Source organism: Pseudomonas sp. BF-R-01 (assembly GCF_019946615.1).
GTDB classification, from domain to species: domain Bacteria; phylum Pseudomonadota; class Gammaproteobacteria; order Pseudomonadales; family Pseudomonadaceae; genus Aquipseudomonas; species Aquipseudomonas migulae.
On record NZ_JAGYFX010000108.1, the window covers coordinates 1 to 19366 of the forward strand.

Sequence of the window (19366 nt, forward strand, 5' to 3'; positions counted from 1 at the left end):
CACCACCAGAGCCGCCACCACCCCCACCATCCTTGGCCTGAGCGCTCGATACGCCGGACAGGCTGTCCGGAATCAATACGGTAGACGCCGACAAAACCGCGCCAATAGCTACTGCCAGTAAAAGCTTGTTGATGTGCATGTCGTTCTCCGTCTTTTTATTCAGGTTGGAACGTTGATGAACAATGCAACTTGCTGCTCGATTCAGTGGGAGAACACTGCAACGTTCCGGTTTATTCAGTGGCAACGTCGATGAACGATGAACGGTACGAGTCGACCCTGTCCCGGGGTCAGTGAATGCTCGAGGCCAGTTCGAATATCGGGATGTACATCAGGATCACGATGACCCCGATCAACAGGCCGATGAAGGTCATGAGCAAGGGTTCGAACAAGCGTACGAACCATTCGATCCAGCGGCTGATTTCTTCGTCGTAGAAATCCGCGCTGCGTTCCATCATTTGCCCGAGGTTGCCGGACTGCTCGCCGGCACGCAGCAAGCGCAGGGACACTGGGGTCACGAGGTGATTGAGCTCCAGCGCCGTCGACAGCGATTGCCCCTCGCGCACCCGCTCGCAGGCCTGGTCCAGGCGCACGCGGGAGGCCGCGGTGAGCAGGCCACGGACCATGCCCATGGCGGTGACGAGGGGGATGCCGCCCTGCAGCAGAATCCCCAGCGAGCGATAGAAGCGCGCCAGTTCGTACATGAAGATGCGTTGATGGACTGCCGGGAGCTTTTCGATCACCCGGTCCACGCCCCGACGAAAGGCCGGTTGGCGCTGGAGGAAGGCGAGGGCTACGACGACCGCCGCCAAAGTGCCGAAGAATTCGCCCTGGTGAGCATGCAGGAACATCCCGCTGTTCATCAGCACTTGTGACAGCCACGGCAGGTTATTGCCCAGCCCTTCGAACACCAGGCTGAAGCGCGGCACCACGTAACCCATCAGAAACAGCACCACGCCACCTCCCACCACCAGCAACAGCATGGGGTAGATCGAAGCGCTGACGATCTTCTGTCGAACCTCGTCCATGCGCTGGCGATAGCTGACATAGCGGCCCAGCGCATCACCCACCGCGCCGGTCTTCTCGCTGGACTGCACCAGCGCCACGTAGAGCGGTGGGAAAACCGCTGACAATTGACCCAACGCCTGGGAGAACGATTTGCCCTCATAAAGCAGGCGCACCAGTTCACTCAAGGTTTTGCGGGCCTGTGGTGCGGTTTCTTTTTCCGCCAGGCTTTCCAGCGCATCGATCAACGGCAGGCCGGCGTTGAGCAGGGTGGTCAGCTCCTGGCTGAACAGCACCAGGTTGAACGTCTCGCGCTTTTGCAGACGCAACGCCCGCCAGTGCTTTTCGGCTTGCAGGCTGACGACCCGCAGGCCCTGGTCTTCGGCAATGCGTCGGGCTTCGCTGTCCCCATGGGCCTCGACCGTCAACGAGACCACGCCAGCCTTGCCGACGGCCTTGAGATGAAAGCGCATGCTCGCCTCCCGTCACTGCCAACTGGTGATTTCGGCGTTTTCGCCTTCGCCGCCGGGTTGACCGTCCTTGCCCATGGACAACAGGTCGTATTCACCGTTTTCGCCGGGGTAGCGGTAGGTGTAATTGCGGCCCCACGGATCCTGCGGCAGTTTTTTCGCCAGGTAGGGGCCGGTCCAGCGGGTTTCGTCACTGGGCGCGGTGACCAGCGCCTGCAAACCCTGTTCGGTCGACGGGTAATGGCCGACCTCCAGGCGGTACAAATCCAGCGCTTTGCCCAGGCCTTCGATTTGCGCCTTGGCCACCTTCACTTCGGAGCGGCCGAGTTGGGCGAAATATTTCGGCGCGACGATGCCGGCCAACAACCCCAGCACCACCAGCACCACCAACAGTTCGAGCAACGTGAACCCGCGCTGGGCTCGCGGTGAGCCGTTACGCGGGGCACAACACAGACGATGATTCATGATGACCTCACACAGTCGGCAGAAGGGTCGCCACAGAGGCTCATGCAATTGCCATGCTCACCCCCGGACATCCTGCCGAACCCCCTGAACTACTGGCCTTCGCGCTTACGGCACAGTGCTTGCGTATGGCTGGTTCACTACCGGTCATTGGGGCAATAGCCCCATTTTTCGGGGACGGTCAGGGGAGGCAGAATAATGAAAATACTCACCACTGGACTGCTCGGCTGCATGTTGCTGGCAGGCACAGCTCAGGCCGATGTATTCGTTTCCGTGGACAGCAAGGGCAGCTACGTTTTGTCCAATGTCCACCGCCCCGGCCGTACCTATGAACGGGTGATCCATGAGCCTGAATCGGCGCAGGTCAGCCTTGATCAACAGCCACAGATGATTGCCCGGCAACCCTATGCCGAGCTGGTTTCGGCGGCCGCCAAGGCCAATCAATTACCGGCGGCGCTGTTGCATGCGGTGATCCAGGCCGAGTCCCACTACGACTCCGGCGCGACCTCATCGAAGGGGGCTGGCGGGCTGATGCAATTGATGCCCGACACCGCCCGGGAAATGGGCGTGACCAACGTCTATGACCCCAAGGCCAACATTCAGGGCGGGGCCAAATACCTCAAGCGCCTGATGACCCTGTTTGACAACGACATCGCGCTCGCCGTGGCGGCCTACAACGCCGGGCCGCAAGCGGTGCTGAGCCGTGGCGGGGTGATCCCGCCGTTCGCCGAAACCCGCCGTTATGTGCCGAGCGTGCTGCGCCAATATCGCCGCTTGCAAGGCCTGGCCGTGGATGCGCCGCTGTGATGGGTGATGGCCCCACATGTGGGGCAACACATTCATCTGTAGGAGCCGGCTTGCCGGCGAAGGCATTTTAACAATCACCACCTGTCCACAAATCCGATCGCCAGCAAGCCGGCTCCTACAGGTGTGGGCGTTTTGCTGGAATCAGAGGGCAACCCGAATGGTGGGGATTGGGTGGGGAATATCCCCCGACTTATCAAGTCGTTTACGTAGCTAGCTGAAAAATAACAAAAAAATTTATGGCATGCGGATTGCTCCAAGGGATTTGTCGAGAATCATTCCCGTGAGTACCCAAAGCGAGGCCCGTGATTATGACCGGCATTCCCCACGCTCATCATTTGGTTAACTTGCTGCTGCTTGTTGCACCCCTGTTTGGCATCGAGTTGGCCGAAGCCGCCGTGCGTTGTGAACGAAATCTGGTGGCGAACGTCGTGGCGCTGGATCAACCGCTCATGTTCAACCGCCTCGGCGCACAAAACGCCAACGGCATGATGTTTGCCCTGCGTCGTGATGTGGTCGACGATCACAATGTGTCCCTGGCCTACGGTGGCGCAGCGGTGCCGGGCAAGGTTTCGCTGCGGCCCGACAAGCGTCCGCGTCCATTGGTGTTGCGCGTTGCCGCCGGTGACTGCCTGACCATCAATCTGCAGAACCTGCTGGCCTATCAGGCCAACGCTGGCAGTCACGACAGCGGCGAGGAAGAAGAGGGGGAAATCGAGGGCGAGGTAGAAATCGGCAACGCGGAGCAGTTCAAGGTCGATGAGCAGGTCACCGACCGCCACGTCGGCTTTCAGGTCAATGGTCTGCAGGCGGTCAACAGCATTGACGACATTTCGGCCTACACCGGACGCAACCCCAATACGCTGGTCGCCCCCGGCGCGACCCGTTCCTACACCTTGTACGCCGAGCGTGAAGGAGCGTTCGCCGCCAGCAGCCGCGGTGCAACGTTCGGTGGTGAAGGCGATGCGGGCAACGTCGCCAATGGCCTGTTCGGCGAAGTGGTGGTGGTGCCCAAGGGCGGCCGCACCTATCGCAACACCGTGACCGAAGAAGAAATGCGCCTCGCCAGCACTGGCCGCACGCCGGCCGGTCAACCGATTGTCGATTACCAGGCACGCTACCCGCAGCGTGAACCGTGGATTCGTGAAGGCAAGGCCGGCACGCCGATCATCAACATGGTCGACGGCAACGAAATCATCTCCAGCGAGAGCGATGCGATCGTCATGGGCAGCTACGCCGACGGCAGCTTCCCACCGTCGACCTATCCGCTGGAAGCCATCGGCAAACGCAACCCGGCGCTGCCTAACCGTCTGGAACCGTTCCGCGATTTCGCCTCGCAATTCCAGGATGAAACCGCCGCGACCCAGGCATTCCCCGCGTACTGGGAAGACCCGGTCATGGCCCACGTGCTGGAGCCGACCCGCGATTCGTTCATGATCAACTACGGCTCCGGCGGCATGGGTGCCGAAGTGGTGGCCAACCGGTTAGGCGTCGGGCCGATGCACGATTGCCTGTCCTGCGCCTATGAAGAGTTCTTCCTCAGCTCGCACACCGTCGGCGACGTGGCGATGCTGGTGGACGTACCGGCCAACGCCGGTCTGGAGAGCATCCGGCCGGGCGAAACACCGCGCGCCGATCAGGTCGGGGTCAAGGCGACGATGGCGCTGTATCCGTCCGAGCCGTCCAACGTCAACCACAGCTACATCGGTGATTTCGTCAAATTCCGCAACACCCACAACGGCCACGAACAACACATCTTCCACCTGCACGGGCACCAGTGGCTGTTCAATCCCAACGACGACAACTCTGACTACGTGGATGCCCAAGGCATCGGGCCGGGCGCCGGCTACACCTATGAAATCGCCAACGGCGGGTCGGGCAACCGTAACCGCGTCGCCGGTGATGCGATCTATCACTGCCACTTCTATCCGCACTTCGCCCAAGGCATGTGGAGCATGTGGCGGGTACACGACGTGTTTGAAGAAGGCACCCGACTCGAGGTGTCCCAGCAGGGCGACGACGGTTATCACAGCGAACCTTATGCACTGCGCAGCGGTAAACCAGCCGCTGGCGCCCGGGCCTTGCCCGATGGCGAGATCATTGCCGGCACGCCGATTCCAGCGGTCGTGCCGCTGCCGGGCAAAGCCATGGCGCCGATGCCGGGCAAGGTCGTGGTCGTGCCGAAAGTCGGCGAGACCCTGGTGGCTGGCAATGATGATGAAGACGGCGACGGTGAGCATAACGGTGGGGCCCAGGCCATTGGCTCCCTGGCGCTGGTTGACCGCAGCTACGCCAACCGCAACGCCGACGGCAGCCTGAAAAACCCTGGTTATCCGTTCTGGATCGGCGGCATGGAAAGTTCGGTCGGCCAACGTCCACCAACCCCACCGCTGGACATGCTCGACGCCGCCAAGGCCTATGCCTTGAAAACCAGCGGCAATGCCTTGTGGGCCAACCTCGATCCGGCGCAGTCCGGTGGCTGGGACGGCGGTTTGGGACGCCATTCCCTGGACGGTTTCTCTGCCGGTGGCGAGGCGAACACCGTGACCACCTCGCTGGACTTCTCCAAGGAAGTGACCCGCGCCAAAGCGCTTTACCTGCCGGAAGAGGGCACTGAAGTCGAACAGGCGGCCATGGCCTTCCACGCGAAAAAAGACCACCCGAGCTTCGCCGTGCTGCCCGGCAATCAAATCGTCGCACGCGCCTTCCGCACTAACGGCGCGCTGCCAGTCGCCGGTGCGCCTTTCTACGAACCGTGCATGGACGACCGGCAGAAACGCCTGACCAGCAGCGCCGGCATGGGCGAGTTTTTCAGCGGCGAACGGCTCGACGGCATGTCCTTCAGCGGGGCCTCGACCTTCACGGCTGACCGGCCACGGGTCTATAAAGCGGCGAACATCCAGTTCGACGCGGTCTACAACAAGGTCGGCTACCACTTCCCGCAAGCGCGCATTCTGGCCCTGTGGGAAGACGCCTGGCCGGTGATCACCAAGCAGCGTCCGCCCGAGCCTTTGGTGATGCGCATGAACACCCTCGACTGCGTGCAATACCAGCAAACCAACCTGGTGCCGGCCACTTATGAAATGGACGACTATCAGGTGCGCACGCCGACTGACGTGATCGGCCAGCACATTCACTTGCCGAAATGGGACCTGACGGCGGCGGACGGTTCGGCCAACGGCTGGAACTACGAAGACGGCGTACTTTCCCCCGGTGCGGTGCAAGAACGCATCCACGCCATCCGCGAGTTCAACCAATGCCAGGGCACTGACCCGCGTGACGGCACACCGGCCTGCCCGAAAGCTAAAAACCACCCGTACTTCGGCCAGTTTGGCCGGGCCGACTGGGTCGGGGCGCGCACCGCGATGCAGCGCTGGTTTGCCGACCCGGTGGTGAACAGCAAAGGTGTCGACCGTGGCCTGGGGACCATTTTCACCCACGATCACCTCGGGCCATCGACTCACCAGCAGATTGGTCTGTACGCCACCGTGCTGGCTGAACCGGCCGGTTCCACCTGGTTCCACGCCGAAACCGGCGAGCCGTTGTACAGCGGCGCGCGCCAGGATGGCGGGCCGACTTCGTGGCAAGCCGTGGTGTCCACCGGCGACCTGGACGGCGACGGCAAGAACGACAGCTTCCGTGAGTTCTTCCTTGAGTACAGCGACTTCCAGCATGCCTATGAAGCCGGTGTGTACGTGGGCGCGGGTCCCAATGGGGTGCCGAATCCACAAGCGTTCCCGGCCACTGCGGACAGTTTCCGCTACGCGATCAATCCGCCGGTGCGCAACAACGCCAGCACCCTGTTGGACGGCATTCTCGAAGTGCAGGGCGGTATGGTCCCCGGTTGCCCGAGCCGGCCGTGCCCACAAGCGATCTCGGTCGATGACCCCGGCATGTTCGTGGTCAACTACCGCAACGAACCGCTGGCCCTGAGGGTATACGACCCCTACAAGATCGGCCCGGACGGCAAGCGCGGCATGCAGGCCTACGGCCTCGGCGGCGATCTGGCGTACGCCATGCAAAGCCGCACCGACCGTGCGATCCCGGCGATGAACCAGGCGCCGAACCTGATCACCGCCGCCACCGGCCCGACTGGCGGCACCACTTTGTTCCCGCCGCACATCAACCGTGGCGGCGCGGAACCGGGTGATCCGTTCACGCCGATGCTGCGTACCTACACCGGTGACAACGTGCGGCTGCGGGTGCATGCCGGCGGTCACGAAGAAGAGCACAACGTGACCCTGCACGGGGTGAAGTGGCTGCAAAGCGGTTCCGGTTACGGCAACAGCTCCAACTCGGGTTGGCGCTCGTCGCAAATGATCGGGATCTCCGAGCAGATGGGCTTCATTGCGCCGGTCTCGATGCTGTCCAGCTCGGCGGCGACCACGGGTGATTACCTGTACTCGATGGACGCCTCCCTCGAAGGTTACTGGAGCGGAATCTGGGGCGTGATGCGCAACTACACGGCCCAGCGCAGCGATCTGTTCGCGCTGCCGAACAACCCGAAACCGGCGGGGATGCGCAACACCGTGGCGTTCGACGGTACCTGCCCACGGATCAGCGCCAACCCGAACGGCATCGGCACCCGGCCGACCGTGCAACGCAACTATGAAGTGGTCGCGGCACTGGCCAACGACATTCTCGGCAATCCGCTGAACCTGGTCCTCGGCGATCCAGAGGGCATCGGCCAGCATGTCGGCGGGCCGTTGAATCCGGCGGGCGGCACCCTGGTGTACAACTCGCGGGTGGTCAATATTCCGCAGGTCACGGTGACCGATCCGGAGGATGGCGAAACCATCACCATCGGCGGGCAAAGCGGTCCGCTGCATGACCCGACCGCGATCATTTACGTGCGCAAGTCTGACCTCGACACGGTCACCGGCAAGCTCAAGCCTGGTGTGCCTGTCGAACCGCTGGTGCTGCGCGCAACGGCGGGGGACTGCATCAACATCACCCTGGAAAACCGTCTGCCCATGGTCATGCCGGACCTGACCCAGACGGCGGTGATGCAAGGCATCGTCAAACGTGATCGCAACAGCGGACAGGGTTCGACCACCTTCAGCAACAACCTGATGCGGCCGTCCAGCCACGTGGGCCTGCACGCGCAATTGCTGGCGTACGACATCACCAAATCCGACGGTACCAACGTCGGCGCCAACCCGATCCAGACCGTGCCACCGCGGGTTGGCAACAGCGGCGCCTACCCGACCCGTACGTATCAGTACTACGCCGGGCACCTGGAGCGCGAAGGCAAACCGATCACTCAACTGGGTCGCAACGTCGACAACATCAACGCCACGGCCGTGGAGTTCGGCGGGTTGAATTTCACCCCGGCGGACGTGATCAAGCAACCGCAGAAAGGCCTGGGTGGCGCGATGAGCATCCTGCCGGTCGGCGCTACCTGGGTGGACGACGCGCGCAAAGTCACGGCGACGGTCACCGCACCGGGGCAGGCCCCTTACCGCGACTTTGCGATGGTCTGGCAGAAAGCCTTGAACATTCGCTGGGCCAATGGTCGGCCGGTGGAAGGCATCGCTGCCGAAGGCCTCGGTGTGCCGACCGATCCGCAGGACAACTCAAGCATGGCCATCAACTACAAGTCCGAGCCGATATGGTTCCGCTTCGGCCTGGCGCCGGATGCGCCGTTCGGTCACGCCGACGGCGCGGGTTACGGCGACGTGCCCAACGCGCACATGGCGTACAGCAATGCGCTGGTGGGCGGCGATCCGCAGACGCCGGTGCTGTATGTGAAACCGGGGCAACCGTTCCGCACGCACATCCTGATGCCATCCGGGGGTAGCCGCGGCACGACCTTCCAGCTGGACGGCCACGTCTGGTCGGTCAACCCGTTCCAGTCGGAGAAGAGTGACACCGGCGGTTATCCGATGAGTACGCCTGGCGTGGGTTCGGTGCGGTTCGGGTTCAACCCGATGTCGATGTACATCGGCGCCCGCGAAAGCATCCTGCCGGCGGCGCATTTCAGCTTCATGCACCCGAGTGCCGGGGGCAGCAACGCGATACCGGGCGACTACCTGTTCCGTGATTACGGCGCCTACGGCAATACCGCCGGGCTCTGGGGCTTGTTGCGCGTGACCAACGAACCTGAACCGGCACCGTAGACGTTGTGCGACACCAGCCCTGTAGGAGCGAAGCTTGCTCGCGAAGGGGACACCTCGGTTGTAGGTGGTATGGCGGATGACGCCTTCGCGGGCAAGCCTCGCTCCTACAAGGGATCGGGTTCACACAGGGCAAATTGTAGGAGCTGGCTTGCCAGCGATGGCGGCCGTGAGATTGATGCAAGGCGTAAGGGCCTCATCGCCAGCAAGGGATCGGGTTTACAGGGTTCAAGTGTAGGAGCTGGCTTGCCAGCGATGGCGGCCGCAAGACAGGCGCAGATCTGTAAGGGGAGAAGGTGACATGAACAGGACCACTGCAATTGCCGGTTGTGCGCTGGTTGTCGGGCTGGCGCTGATCTGGCTGGGCGTCTGGCGCACGACTCCGCCCGACATGCTCAGCGAGATAGCGCTACCGGACACCTGGAGCGGTCAGACGCTGGAGCGTGACGGCGTGTCCGTAACCCTGCAAATGCAGCCATTGGCCGAGGACGGTGTGCTGCGCGAAGGCGAGTTTGCCGACGTGCTCTTCCGGGTCAGTGACAGCGCTTCGGGCCAACCCCTTTCCGGCGTCAATCCCGGTGCCTGGCTGGACCCGGAAACCGTTGCCGCCGACCTGGCCCAGGGCCGTGACCGGAGTTGCAAATCCCGGGTCGGGGTGTTCCTGAAATCGAGCATCGGCGCACGGCCGCTGCTCGACCTGAACAGCTATTTCCTGCTGGTGATGAACCGTGATGCCAGCGTCTCCGTGGTCGACCCATCGGTCTCGGTGGGCGGCATCACCAGCACCATGGCCCGCATCGACCTCAAGCGGCCGCCGATGGATTGGGTCACACCGAAGGACAACAAACGCGTATTCATCTCCATGCCCACCGCCGGCGAAGTGGCGGTGATCGACAGCGAGCAGTTCAAGTTGATCGCCTCGGTGGGCGCCGGCAGCCACCCGGTGCGCGTAGCGTTGCAACCGGACGAGCGCCTGCTGTGGGTCGGCAACAATGCGCCGAAGGCCGAAGCGTCTGGGGTCACCGTGATCGACAGCCAAAGCCTGAAACCGCTCAAACACCTGGCCACCGGCGCCGGGCATCACGAAATTGCCTTCAGCAAGGACAGCCGGTTTGCCTTCATCACCAACCGCGACGACGGCACGCTGAGCATCATCGACATCGCCAGCCTGACCCTCAGCAAGCAACTCAAGACCGGCTCGCATCCTTTGTCGGTGGCGTACTCGCCGCTGTCCCAGGCGGTGTATGTCGCCGACGGCAAGGACGGCACCGTGACCGTGGTCGATACCGCCAGCCTCGACGTGCGCCGGGTGATCAAGATGAAACAGGGCCTGGGCCCGATGGGCTTCAGCGCCGACGGACGATTTGGCATCGTCCTCAACACCCTGGAAAACCAGGTGGCCGTGATCGATACCGCCACCGATTCGCTGGTCCATGAACTGGACGTGTCCGCCGAACCGTATCAACTGGTGTTCACCAAGGCTTACGCCTATGTACGCGGACTGGCGTCGCCCAAGGTGACGATGATCAACCTGTCGTCGCTCGGTGAAGGTCGCCAGCCGATCAGCCAGGGTTTCGAAGCCGGGCCCCAGGCGCCACGGTTGGCCGGCGATTTGCCACTGGCGTCGAGCCTTGCGGTATCGCGGGACGACAACGCGGTGTTTGTGGTCAACCCAGTGGACAACACCACCTATTTCTACGCTGAAGGCATGAACGCACCGATGTCCGGTTACCCCAATCGCGGGCAAGTGGCGCGGGCGGCGATGGTCATCGACCGCAGCCTGCGCGAAGTCGAGCCGGGGCTGTACAGCGCGCGGGTCAAACTGCCACCGGCAGGGCGTTTCGACGTGGCGTTCCTGCTCAACCAGCCGAACATCATCCATTGCTTCACGACGCTGGTTGAACCGGATACCCGCCTCAGCCGACACCCCGGCGTACCGAAAGTCGAATTCCTGCTCGACAACGCCACCGCCGCCCTCGGCAGCCCGTACACCGTGCGCTTTCGCATCGTTGAGGGCCAACAGAAAGCCCAGCGCAGCGGCGTGAAAGACGTGCAGGTGCGCTACTTCCGCGCCCCGACTTCGCGGGCCCGGGAGGTCGCGGCCCTTGAGGTCGGCAACGGAATCTACGAAGCCCCAGTGACGCTCGACCAGAACGGCGCCTGGTACCTGCACGTGCGTGCGGCGTCCCTCGGCGCGAATTTCGATGACAAGACCTTTGCCAGCGTTCGGGTCCTGCCCGGCGATGCCCGTTGAAGAGGAAATTGACATGAACCGATTCGCACACCGTGGACTGCTGACGTTCTGCCTGTTGACCGTCGGCGTGGGGCAAGCCCTGGCGCACTCGGCGGATGAACACGCCGGGCATGACATGCCGGCCAAAGGCGCCCGTTCGGAAAGTGCTCAGGTCAAATTCGCCGACGTCGCGCTGGTGGACCAGAACGGCAAACCGGTGCGTCTGGAGAAGGATCTGGTGACCAACAAAATCGTGGTCATGAGCTTCATTTACACCAGTTGCACCACGGTGTGCCCGGTGGTCTCGTCGATCATGGGCAAAGTGCAGAAACAGTTGGGCGCGCGGGTGGGCACCGAGGTGCAACTGGTCTCGATCAGCATCGACCCGCAGCGCGATGACGCCAAACGCCTGAACGCCTACGCCCGCAGCTTCCAGAACGGTCCGGGCTGGAGCTGGCTGACCGGCAGTGCGCAATCGATCGACGCCACCCTCAAAGGCCTCGGCACGTTCAGCGGCGACTTCAAGAACCACCCGCCGCTGATCCTCGTCGGCGACGGCAACAGCCGCCACTGGACGCGCTATTACGGCTTCACCGACCCGACCGTACTGACCCGTGAAGTGGAGAAACTCAGCGGCCAACGCAACAGCCACGCCAAACACACCGCCATTGCCATGGAGCAGCAACCATGAGAGTCATCGACTGGGTTGCGTTGAGCCTGTGCTTCTGGATTTTCAGCTCGTTGGCCTTCGCTCACGAAGGGCACGAAGAACCCGCACCCGTCGTGGCCACCGCGCAACCGGCGAGCGGCACGCGCGATGCGAAAACCTGGTTCACCGACACGCCGTTGCAGGACCAGAACGGCGAGACCCTGCGCTTCTACAGCGACGCGCTGCATAACCGCGTGGTGCTGCTGAACGTGATTTTCACCAGTTGCACGGATGCCTGCCCGCTGATCACTCGCAAGCTCAAGGAAGTGCGTGAGTTGCTGGGCGACAAAGCAGACGGCATTACCTTTATCTCCCTTACCAGTGATCCGCTGCGGGATACCCCGGCGGTACTCAAGGCTTACACCTTGAAGCAGGGCGTCAATGGCCCCCACTGGCTTTTTCTCACTGGCGACAAGGCGCAAATGGATCTGGTGCTGGGGCGCATCGGCCAGATCGTGCCGACTCCCGAGCAACATTCAACGCAACTGATTGTGGGTGACGTGGCCAACAAACGCTGGAGCAAAATCCGCCCCGATGCCCCGGCCGCCGCCATTGCCCAGCGCTTGCAATTGCTGACAATGCCCGTGGCCGGTCGCTGAGCCCGCACCATGAAAATCTCCCTGATCCTCGGCCTGTTCCTGATCGGCAATCTTCATTGCGCTGCCGATACGTTGCCCTTGAACCCTGACGAAAGTGCCGGCAAACGGCTGTACCGCGAGGGCGTGTCGGGCAGCGGTGAACCGATCATGGCGCGTATCGGGGCGACGGGCATGTTGCTGCCGGCCACCAGCCTGCCGTGCGCCAACTGCCACGGCACCGATGGCCTGGGCCGGCCCGAGGGCGGGGTGCGTCCACCCGATCTGAGCTGGTCGCGGCTGACCAGCACCTATGGCCAACGGCACGTCAATGGCCGTAACTACCCGGCGTACACCGACGGCACCCTGGCGCGGGCGATTCAGGAGGGGCGCGATTCCGCCAACAATCGCCTCGACCCGGCGATGCCGCGGTTCGTGCTATCGATGAAGGACCAGCGCAACCTCACGGCCTACCTCAAACGCCTGGCTGATGAACGCGACCCCGGCCTGACGCCTGACAGCTTGCACCTGGGCACGTTGTTGCCGAGTCAGGGACCGTTGGCGGAAGAGGGCGCGACGGTGGCGGCGGTACTCAAAGGCAGCGTGGCGCGAATCAACAAGGCGGGGGGGATTCATGGCCGGCAGGTGCGCCTGACGATCCTCGACCCGGGGCCAGACCCTGTCAGTGCCGGGCGGGCGCTGGATCAGTTGATCTATCAGGAGCAGGTGTTTGCCCTGATCGCGCCACTGGCGCCGGCACTCGACACGCAACTGGTTTCGCGTCTGGAGCAGGCGGGCATTCCGTTGATTGGTCCGCTCTCGTTGCAGGGTACGGCGCAGAGCAGTCGACAGATTTTTGAACCGATGCCAGGGGTGCGCGAGCAACTGATCGCCCTGGCCGATTACGCCACCGGGAGTTTGCGCGTGCTCCAAGGCCCGACGCTGATTACCTACACGGACGATCCCGGTCAACGACTGGCGGCTCATACCCTGCGTCAGTACCTGCAAGATCACGCCTGGCAAAATGTCAGCCTGCAGGCCTACGACCCGGTAAAGGACCAACTGCCGCTGGGCTCGCGCTCATTGTTTTACCTGGGCTGCGGTAGCGATTTCAGCCTGCTCGCCGAAAGGTTGCAGAGGGCGGGGCAGGTTCCTTACCTGTTCGCCATGGCGAATCAGGTGGCGGGTGACCTTTTGCGAGTGCCCAGTGGTTTTTCCCGGCGGTTGTTCTTGTCCTATCCGTTCGTGCCCAGCGACTGGACCCTGGCCGGACGCCTGGCCCTGATCCAGTTGCGCGAACAGCAGGGGCTCGGTGGCCAGCACGCGGTGCTGCAAGTCGGCGCGTTCAGTTCGATGCTGCTGCTCAGCGAAGGCATGAAGCAGGCCGGGCGCGACGCCAGCCGCGAGAAGCTGATCTATGCGCTGGAAGGCCTGCATGACTTCGACACCGGGCTGACCCCGCGCCTCAGCTTCGGGCCGGGCCAGCGGCTGGGTTTGAGCGGCGCGCATATCGTCACCGTGGATTTGCCCGACCAGCGCTTCTACCTGGTCGCCCCTTACAAGCCCATTACCGCGAAACCCTGACCGGAGGCCTCGATCATGACGCTCAAGACTCTGTTGATCCTGCTGACGCTGTGGCTGCCCGTGGCGTTCGCCAGCAATGGGCCGGTCGCCGCGCGGGTCAATGGCGAGGAGATTTCCCAGTTCCGCCTCGAACGCTATTTTGCCGAGTACCTGGAGGACCAGGGCCGGGCGCTGGGCAGCATTCGCAATCCCAGGGCGTACAAGCAACTTCGGCAAAAGGCGCTGGACGCATTGATCGACCGCGAGTTGCTGTGGCAGGAAGCGGTCAAGCGTGGAGTGGTGATCAGCGATGCCACCGTGCAACGCCAGGTTGAACAGACCCGGCAGGCCATTGGCGGTGCCGAGAAATTCGCTCGACGCCTGGAGGACGCAGGTTTCGACGAGACCGGTTTTGTCGAATACACCCGCCGTGAACTCGCGGCTCAGCAGGTCTTTGCCGAGCTGACCAGCGTCGAGGGGCCGGACGAAAAACAGGTCCGCGCGTTCTATGAAGAACACCGTGCGCAGATGAGCCAGCCCGAAGCGGTGCAGGCACGGCACATCCTGATCAAGGTTGCCCAGGACGCCGATGCCGCCACAGTCGAAGCGGCGCGGCTACGCTTGGTGCACATGCAGGCGACAATCCGCCAGGGCGCGGACTTCGCCAGCGTGGCCCGGACGGGGTCCGAAGATGCCTCGGCGAGTGAGGGCGGAGATCTGGGCTATTTTCCACGTGGCCGCATGCTGCCAGCGTTTGAAGCGGCAGCCTTTGCCCTGGCACCGGGCGCGGTGAGTGAGCCGGTTCGCACGGCACTGGGCTGGCACTTGATCCAGGTGCAGAACCACAGGGAGGTGACCGATGTCACAGAGGTGCAAGGGCTTGAGATGGTCAGGGCGTACCTCGACCGACAGCGACAGGCTCAGGTTCGCCAGCAGGTTTTGGCGCAACTGCGATCGCGTAATCGAATCGAACGAATTGACGATGAATGAAGGTTCCCCCCCAATAGTGGGGAAAAGCTTCAGGGCAATTCCGTGTGCGCCCCCGCCTTTGGGGGGCGGTGTATTTGGGCGGAAAGGCTTTTTTATGAAAATCAAACACATGCAGTGGTGAAACACCCGGCACCCAGCCTGGCATGAAGTGTGCGTTAGCCTCGGTAAGGCGAGCACTCTGCCAGGTTCGGAACTCGGGCCTGCGGTTTCAAGGAGTCCACCTTGTTAAACAAAGTACTGGTTGTCGATGACGAACAGCTTCTTGCACAAAACCTCAAGGATTACCTTGAGGCGCAAGCACTGGACGTCCGGGTTGCACATGACGGTGCGGCGGCTATCGGCGAAGCCGAGCAGTTTGCACCCGATGTGATGGTGTTCGATTACCGCTTGCCCGATATGGAAGGCTTTGAGGTGCTCGATGCCATCCGCCGGAACAGGAACTGTCATTTTGTGCTGATTACCGGGCACCCGACCGCTGAAGTCTGTGAGCGGGCCCGGCAGGTGGGAGTCAGCCATATCCTGTTCAAACCGTTTCCAATGGCGGAACTGGCCCGTGCAGTCTGTGACCTTCTGGGGATGGAGCGCGAACCCAAAGCAGGCGCGCGCACATCCGAGGGGTTTGTCGAACGACGCCAGAGCAGGACCGAGAGTTTCCCGCTGCAGTTGTACGACGGCAGTTGGGTGCTGGCGGATCGTCGACGCAATCCCTCGACGTCCAAGGCACCAGACGACGAACAATTGCTCACCGGGGAGTAGTGGCGCGACCAGCCGTTGCGGTAACCGCCGTAATTGCTCGCCGCGTCGACAGGGCTCAAAGCCCCCGGCGTTGGAGAGCAAGCCATGGACCGTCTATCCCTTGCCGTCGAACCGGCGCAGTTGGAATCCGTACCGTCGCGCTTTTCCAGTGAGCAATTGGCCCAGGCCCGATCACTGGCCGCCAGTTCCGGCGAGCGGATGCTCGAAGCCCTCGGGGTGTTGTGCGAACTGGCCCCCATGCCCTTCATCCAGTGCCTCGGCGCCACCCTGCATTATCCGGTGCTCGACACCGACAACCTGTTCAAGTCCACTCCCGTATTCGACAGGGTCACCCTGGCCCAATGCCTCAAGCGCGAATTCATTCTGTTGCGCCACGACGAGGAGATCATCGGCGTGTTCGCCGATCCGTTCGACACGTCGCGCCTGGCCTGGATCGATGACTGCCTGCACGGCGCGCCGCTGTACCTGGTGCATGCCGACGACCTGAAAGCCTATCTGGCACGTCACGAAGAGAGCTTCCATGCGGTGGAATCGCTCAACGCCCAGGCCGATGCCAACATCGAAACCGACACCCTGCAAAGCCTGTCCCTGACCAGCATCAGCGAAGACGCCAGCGTCGTCGTCAAACTGGTCAACTCGACCCTGTACGACGCCTTGAAAATGCACGCCAGCGATATCCATTTGGGCACCACCGGCAGCGGCCTGGTGATCAAGTACCGCATCGACGGCGTGCTCAACAACATCAGCAAGATCCAGGGCAGCGAGTTCGCCGAGCAGGTGATTTCCAGGGTCAAGGTCATGGCCGAACTGGACATCGGCGAGAAGCGCGTGCCTCAGGACGGTCGCTTCAAGATCGGCATCAGTGGCCGGCAGATCGACTTCCGGGTCTCGATCATGCCGAGCATCTTCGGTGAAGACGCGGTGCTGCGGGTGCTCGACAAACAGGATCTGGCAGACAAGGTCTGCGGTGTGCAGTTGCAGGCCCTGGGCTTTGAAGACGAAACCTTGCGTCAACTGCGCAGGCTGGCCGCTGAACCCTACGGCATGGTGCTGGTGACCGGCCCCACCGGCAGCGGCAAGACCACCACGCTGTACGCGATGATCACCGAGATCAACCACGGCGTGGACAAGATCATCACCATTGAAGACCCGGTGGAATATCAGTTGCCGGGCGTGCTGCAAATCCCTGTGAATGAAAAGAAAGGCCTGACCTTCGCTCGTGGCTTGCGCTCGATCCTGCGTCATGACCCGGACAAGATCATGGTCGGTGAAATCCGTGACCCCGACACCGCGCAAATCGCCGTGCAATCGGCGCTCACCGGCCACCTGGTGTTCACCACGATCCACGCCAACAACGTGTTCGATGTCATCGGCCGGTTCACCCAGATGGAAATCGATCCCTACAGCCTCGTCTCGGCGCTCAATGCCGTGCTGGCGCAGCGCTTGATCCGTCTGGTTTGCACCAGTTGCAGCGCGCCGTGCACCCCGACCGATGAGGAACTGCTCGCTTCGGGTCTCGACCCCCACAACGTCGATCACTTCCACTTCGTTCACGGCAAGGGCTGCGGGCATTGCCGGGGCACCGGTTATCGCGGGCGCACGGCGATCGCCGAGCTGCTGCACCTGGACGACGAGCTGCGGCAGATGATCGTCGAGCGCCAACCGATTTCGAAAATCAAAACCCATGCGTGCAAACGTGGCTTGCGTCTGCTGCGCGAGTCGGCGCTGGAACTGGTTCAGGAAGGGCGCACCACGCTCGAGGAGATCAATCGTGTCACTTTTGTCTCGTGATCGTTTTATCGCCGTGCTCGGCGCCAGTGGCGTCGGCCTCGCTCAGCGTCGTGGCAGCGAAACCCTGTGGCTGGGCAGCGTCGGTTTTATCGACGAAGGCTTCCACGCCTGGGCGGTGGCGCTGGACACCCTCGATCATCTGCTGGCCGATCACACCCACGCCGGTGCCGAGTTGAGCGTGGTGATTTCCGGGCACTTCAGCCGTTTCTGTCTGGTGCCCTGGAGCGAGCAGATCAGCAGTCCAGACGAATTGCTCGGGTTTGCCCGGCTTTGCTTTGAAGACCTTTATGGCGTGCCGACGCAACCCTGGAGCCTGGTGCTCTCGCCGGAACCGGCCGGCTACGACCGGGTCGCCAGCGCACTGCCACAGGATTTGCTGACGCGTCTGCGCACCCTGGTCAGCGCCCGGGGCCTGCGCCTGCGTTCGGTGCAGCCGTACCTGATGACGGCGTTCAACCACTTCGATAAAAGCCTCGATACCGGCGACTTCCTGTTCGTGGTCGCCGAGCCGGTACGCAGCGTATTGCTGCTGGCCCGGGAAGGCCGTTGGGCCTCGGTGCGTTCGGTGGGCACCGGCGACAGCGACGCCGCACTGACCGCGTTGATCGGTCGTGAATGCCAGCTGCAGGCCTCCACCAGCGAGCGGCCACTGAACGTTTACCTGCATGCGCCCGCGCGTATCGATGTGCAACCCGACATTCCCGGCGTGCACTTGCGCACCCTTGAAGAAGACCGGACAACCGTACGCGATGGCTTGTACGTCATGTCCCGGGCGGTGGCCTGACATGCGCGCCCTGATGCTCGACTTTCAGCCGCGCCGCCGCTCGGGCCCTCTGGGCTGGAGCCTGCTGGCCGTGGGCGTGGTGTTGAGCCTGATTTGCGTGCTGGTTCAGCAACACCTCAGTGATCAGACCGCGCAACAACAGGGTCATCTGCAAACCGCCCAGCGTGTCCTCACCGGCGACGATGGCGGCACGGTCAGCCTGAGCCCGGCGCAAATCCGCGAGCAGGCACAAAACCTCGCCGAGATGCGCAAGGTCTCGCAGCAACTGCGCCGGCCGTGGGAGCGCCTGTTCGCCATGCTCGAAGCCATGCCCCGGGGCGATATCGCCTTGCTGACCCTGACCCCCGACGCGCGTAAAGGCCAGGTGCGGATCAGCGCCGAGGCGAAAGACCTCGACGCCATGCTCGACTTCCACCGCAACCTGGAGGCCAGCGACGAACTGTCCGATGTGTCGCTGCTGAGCCACGAAATCGTGGCCAACGTGCCCGAGCACCCAGTGCAATTCAACCTGTCGGCTACCTGGGAGATTGGCGATGCAAATCCCTAGACTGATCGTCCACGAATACCTGCAAGGCCTGGGCATTCCCGGTCTGGCAGGGATGGCGCTGCTGGCGTTGGCATCGGTCTATGGCCTGGCGGGCTTGATGCCGGACTGGCAGTCGCTGCAACAGCTCAGCCAACAGACCCGCGAAGCCAGTGAATACCTGGCCAGGGTTGAAGACGGCAGCGTCGCCGCGCCGGTGGTGCCACAACGTCAGCTCGACGACTTCCGCAGCAAGCTGCCTTCGCAGCCGCAAGCCACGGTGGCCATCGACAAGATCTACGCGTTGGCGGCCCAGGAACACATCACCCTGGCACGCGGTGAATATGCCCTGGGCATCGACCCCAAGACCCATCTGGCGCGCTATCAGATTCTGCTGCCGGTGCGTGGCAGCTACCCGCAACTGCGGCGCTTCCTGCATGCCTTGCTCGGTCAGTTGCCGGCGGTGGTGGTGGAGGACGTGGAGTTCCAGCGTAAAAAGATCGCCGACACCGACCTGACCGGGCGGATCCGCATGACCCTCTACCTGTCGAGGTCATGATGAATACCAAACGCGTAGCGGGGTGGGTG

The 19366-nt window shown here is 62.8% G+C and carries 14 protein-coding genes; 12 read left to right on the forward strand and 2 right to left on the reverse strand.

Features of this window, described 5'->3' with window-relative positions:
* Positions 1-287: 287 nt before the first annotated feature.
* The gene (locus KGB27_RS26480; protein WP_223556919.1) at positions 288-1475 is read right to left on the reverse strand and encodes a type II secretion system F family protein; all 1188 of its coding nucleotides are present in this window, start codon (positions 1473-1475) and stop codon (positions 288-290) included.
* A 12-nt stretch (positions 1476-1487) separates the two neighbouring features.
* Positions 1488-1937 (reverse strand): type II secretion system major pseudopilin GspG, encoded by a 450-nt coding sequence (gene gspG / locus KGB27_RS26485; RefSeq protein WP_008043382.1) that lies wholly within the window; start codon positions 1935-1937, stop codon positions 1488-1490.
* 195 nt (positions 1938-2132) lie between these two features.
* Between gspG and KGB27_RS26490 the strand changes: the two genes are divergently transcribed.
* The 12 genes from KGB27_RS26490 (at position 2133) to KGB27_RS26545 (ending at position 19337) form a co-directional block, all read left to right on the forward strand.
* Positions 2133-2741 (forward strand): lytic transglycosylase domain-containing protein, encoded by a 609-nt coding sequence (locus KGB27_RS26490; RefSeq protein WP_192418317.1) that lies wholly within the window; start codon positions 2133-2135, stop codon positions 2739-2741.
* 308 nt (positions 2742-3049) lie between these two features.
* Positions 3050-8857 (forward strand): manganese-oxidizing multicopper oxidase MnxG, encoded by a 5808-nt coding sequence (gene mnxG / locus KGB27_RS26495; protein WP_223556922.1) that lies wholly within the window; start codon positions 3050-3052, stop codon positions 8855-8857.
* 298 nt (positions 8858-9155) lie between these two features.
* Positions 9156-11108 carry a YncE family protein gene (locus tag KGB27_RS26500; RefSeq protein WP_223556924.1) on the forward strand — a complete coding sequence of 651 codons (1953 nt, stop codon included), beginning with the start codon at positions 9156-9158 and terminating at the stop codon, positions 11106-11108.
* 13 nt (positions 11109-11121) lie between these two features.
* Positions 11122-11778: an SCO family protein gene (locus KGB27_RS26505; RefSeq protein ID WP_192228726.1), complete on the forward strand. Its 657-nt coding sequence runs from the start codon at positions 11122-11124 to the stop codon at positions 11776-11778.
* Complete coding sequence (locus tag KGB27_RS26510) at positions 11775-12395, forward strand: SCO family protein (protein WP_223556926.1); 621 nt, start codon at positions 11775-11777, stop codon at positions 12393-12395. Before KGB27_RS26505 ends, KGB27_RS26510 begins: the two co-directional genes overlap by 4 nt.
* Before the next feature lie 9 nt (positions 12396-12404).
* The gene (locus KGB27_RS26515) at positions 12405-13955 is read left to right on the forward strand and encodes an ABC transporter substrate-binding protein (protein ID WP_223556929.1); all 1551 of its coding nucleotides are present in this window, start codon (positions 12405-12407) and stop codon (positions 13953-13955) included.
* Positions 13956-13970: 15 nt separating this feature from the next.
* Complete coding sequence (locus tag KGB27_RS26520) at positions 13971-14924, forward strand: peptidylprolyl isomerase (RefSeq protein WP_223556930.1); 954 nt, start codon at positions 13971-13973, stop codon at positions 14922-14924.
* A gap of 222 nt (positions 14925-15146) precedes the next feature.
* Positions 15147-15680, forward strand: coding sequence for a response regulator (locus KGB27_RS26525; RefSeq protein ID WP_008043360.1), 534 nt, complete (start codon positions 15147-15149; stop codon positions 15678-15680).
* A gap of 84 nt (positions 15681-15764) precedes the next feature.
* A complete protein-coding gene (locus tag KGB27_RS26530) occupies positions 15765-17471 on the forward strand; it encodes a GspE/PulE family protein (protein WP_008043357.1) in 1707 nt (568 codons plus the stop codon).
* Complete coding sequence (locus KGB27_RS26535) at positions 17452-18255, forward strand: hypothetical protein (protein WP_223556931.1); 804 nt, start codon at positions 17452-17454, stop codon at positions 18253-18255. Before KGB27_RS26530 ends, KGB27_RS26535 begins: the two co-directional genes overlap by 20 nt.
* Before the next feature lies 1 nt (position 18256).
* The gene (locus KGB27_RS26540) at positions 18257-18802 is read left to right on the forward strand and encodes a PilN domain-containing protein (protein ID WP_207286689.1); all 546 of its coding nucleotides are present in this window, start codon (positions 18257-18259) and stop codon (positions 18800-18802) included.
* Positions 18789-19337 carry a GspMb/PilO family protein gene (locus KGB27_RS26545; RefSeq protein WP_008043352.1) on the forward strand — a complete coding sequence of 183 codons (549 nt, stop codon included), beginning with the start codon at positions 18789-18791 and terminating at the stop codon, positions 19335-19337. Before KGB27_RS26540 ends, KGB27_RS26545 begins: the two co-directional genes overlap by 14 nt.
* Positions 19338-19366 lie beyond the last annotated feature (29 nt).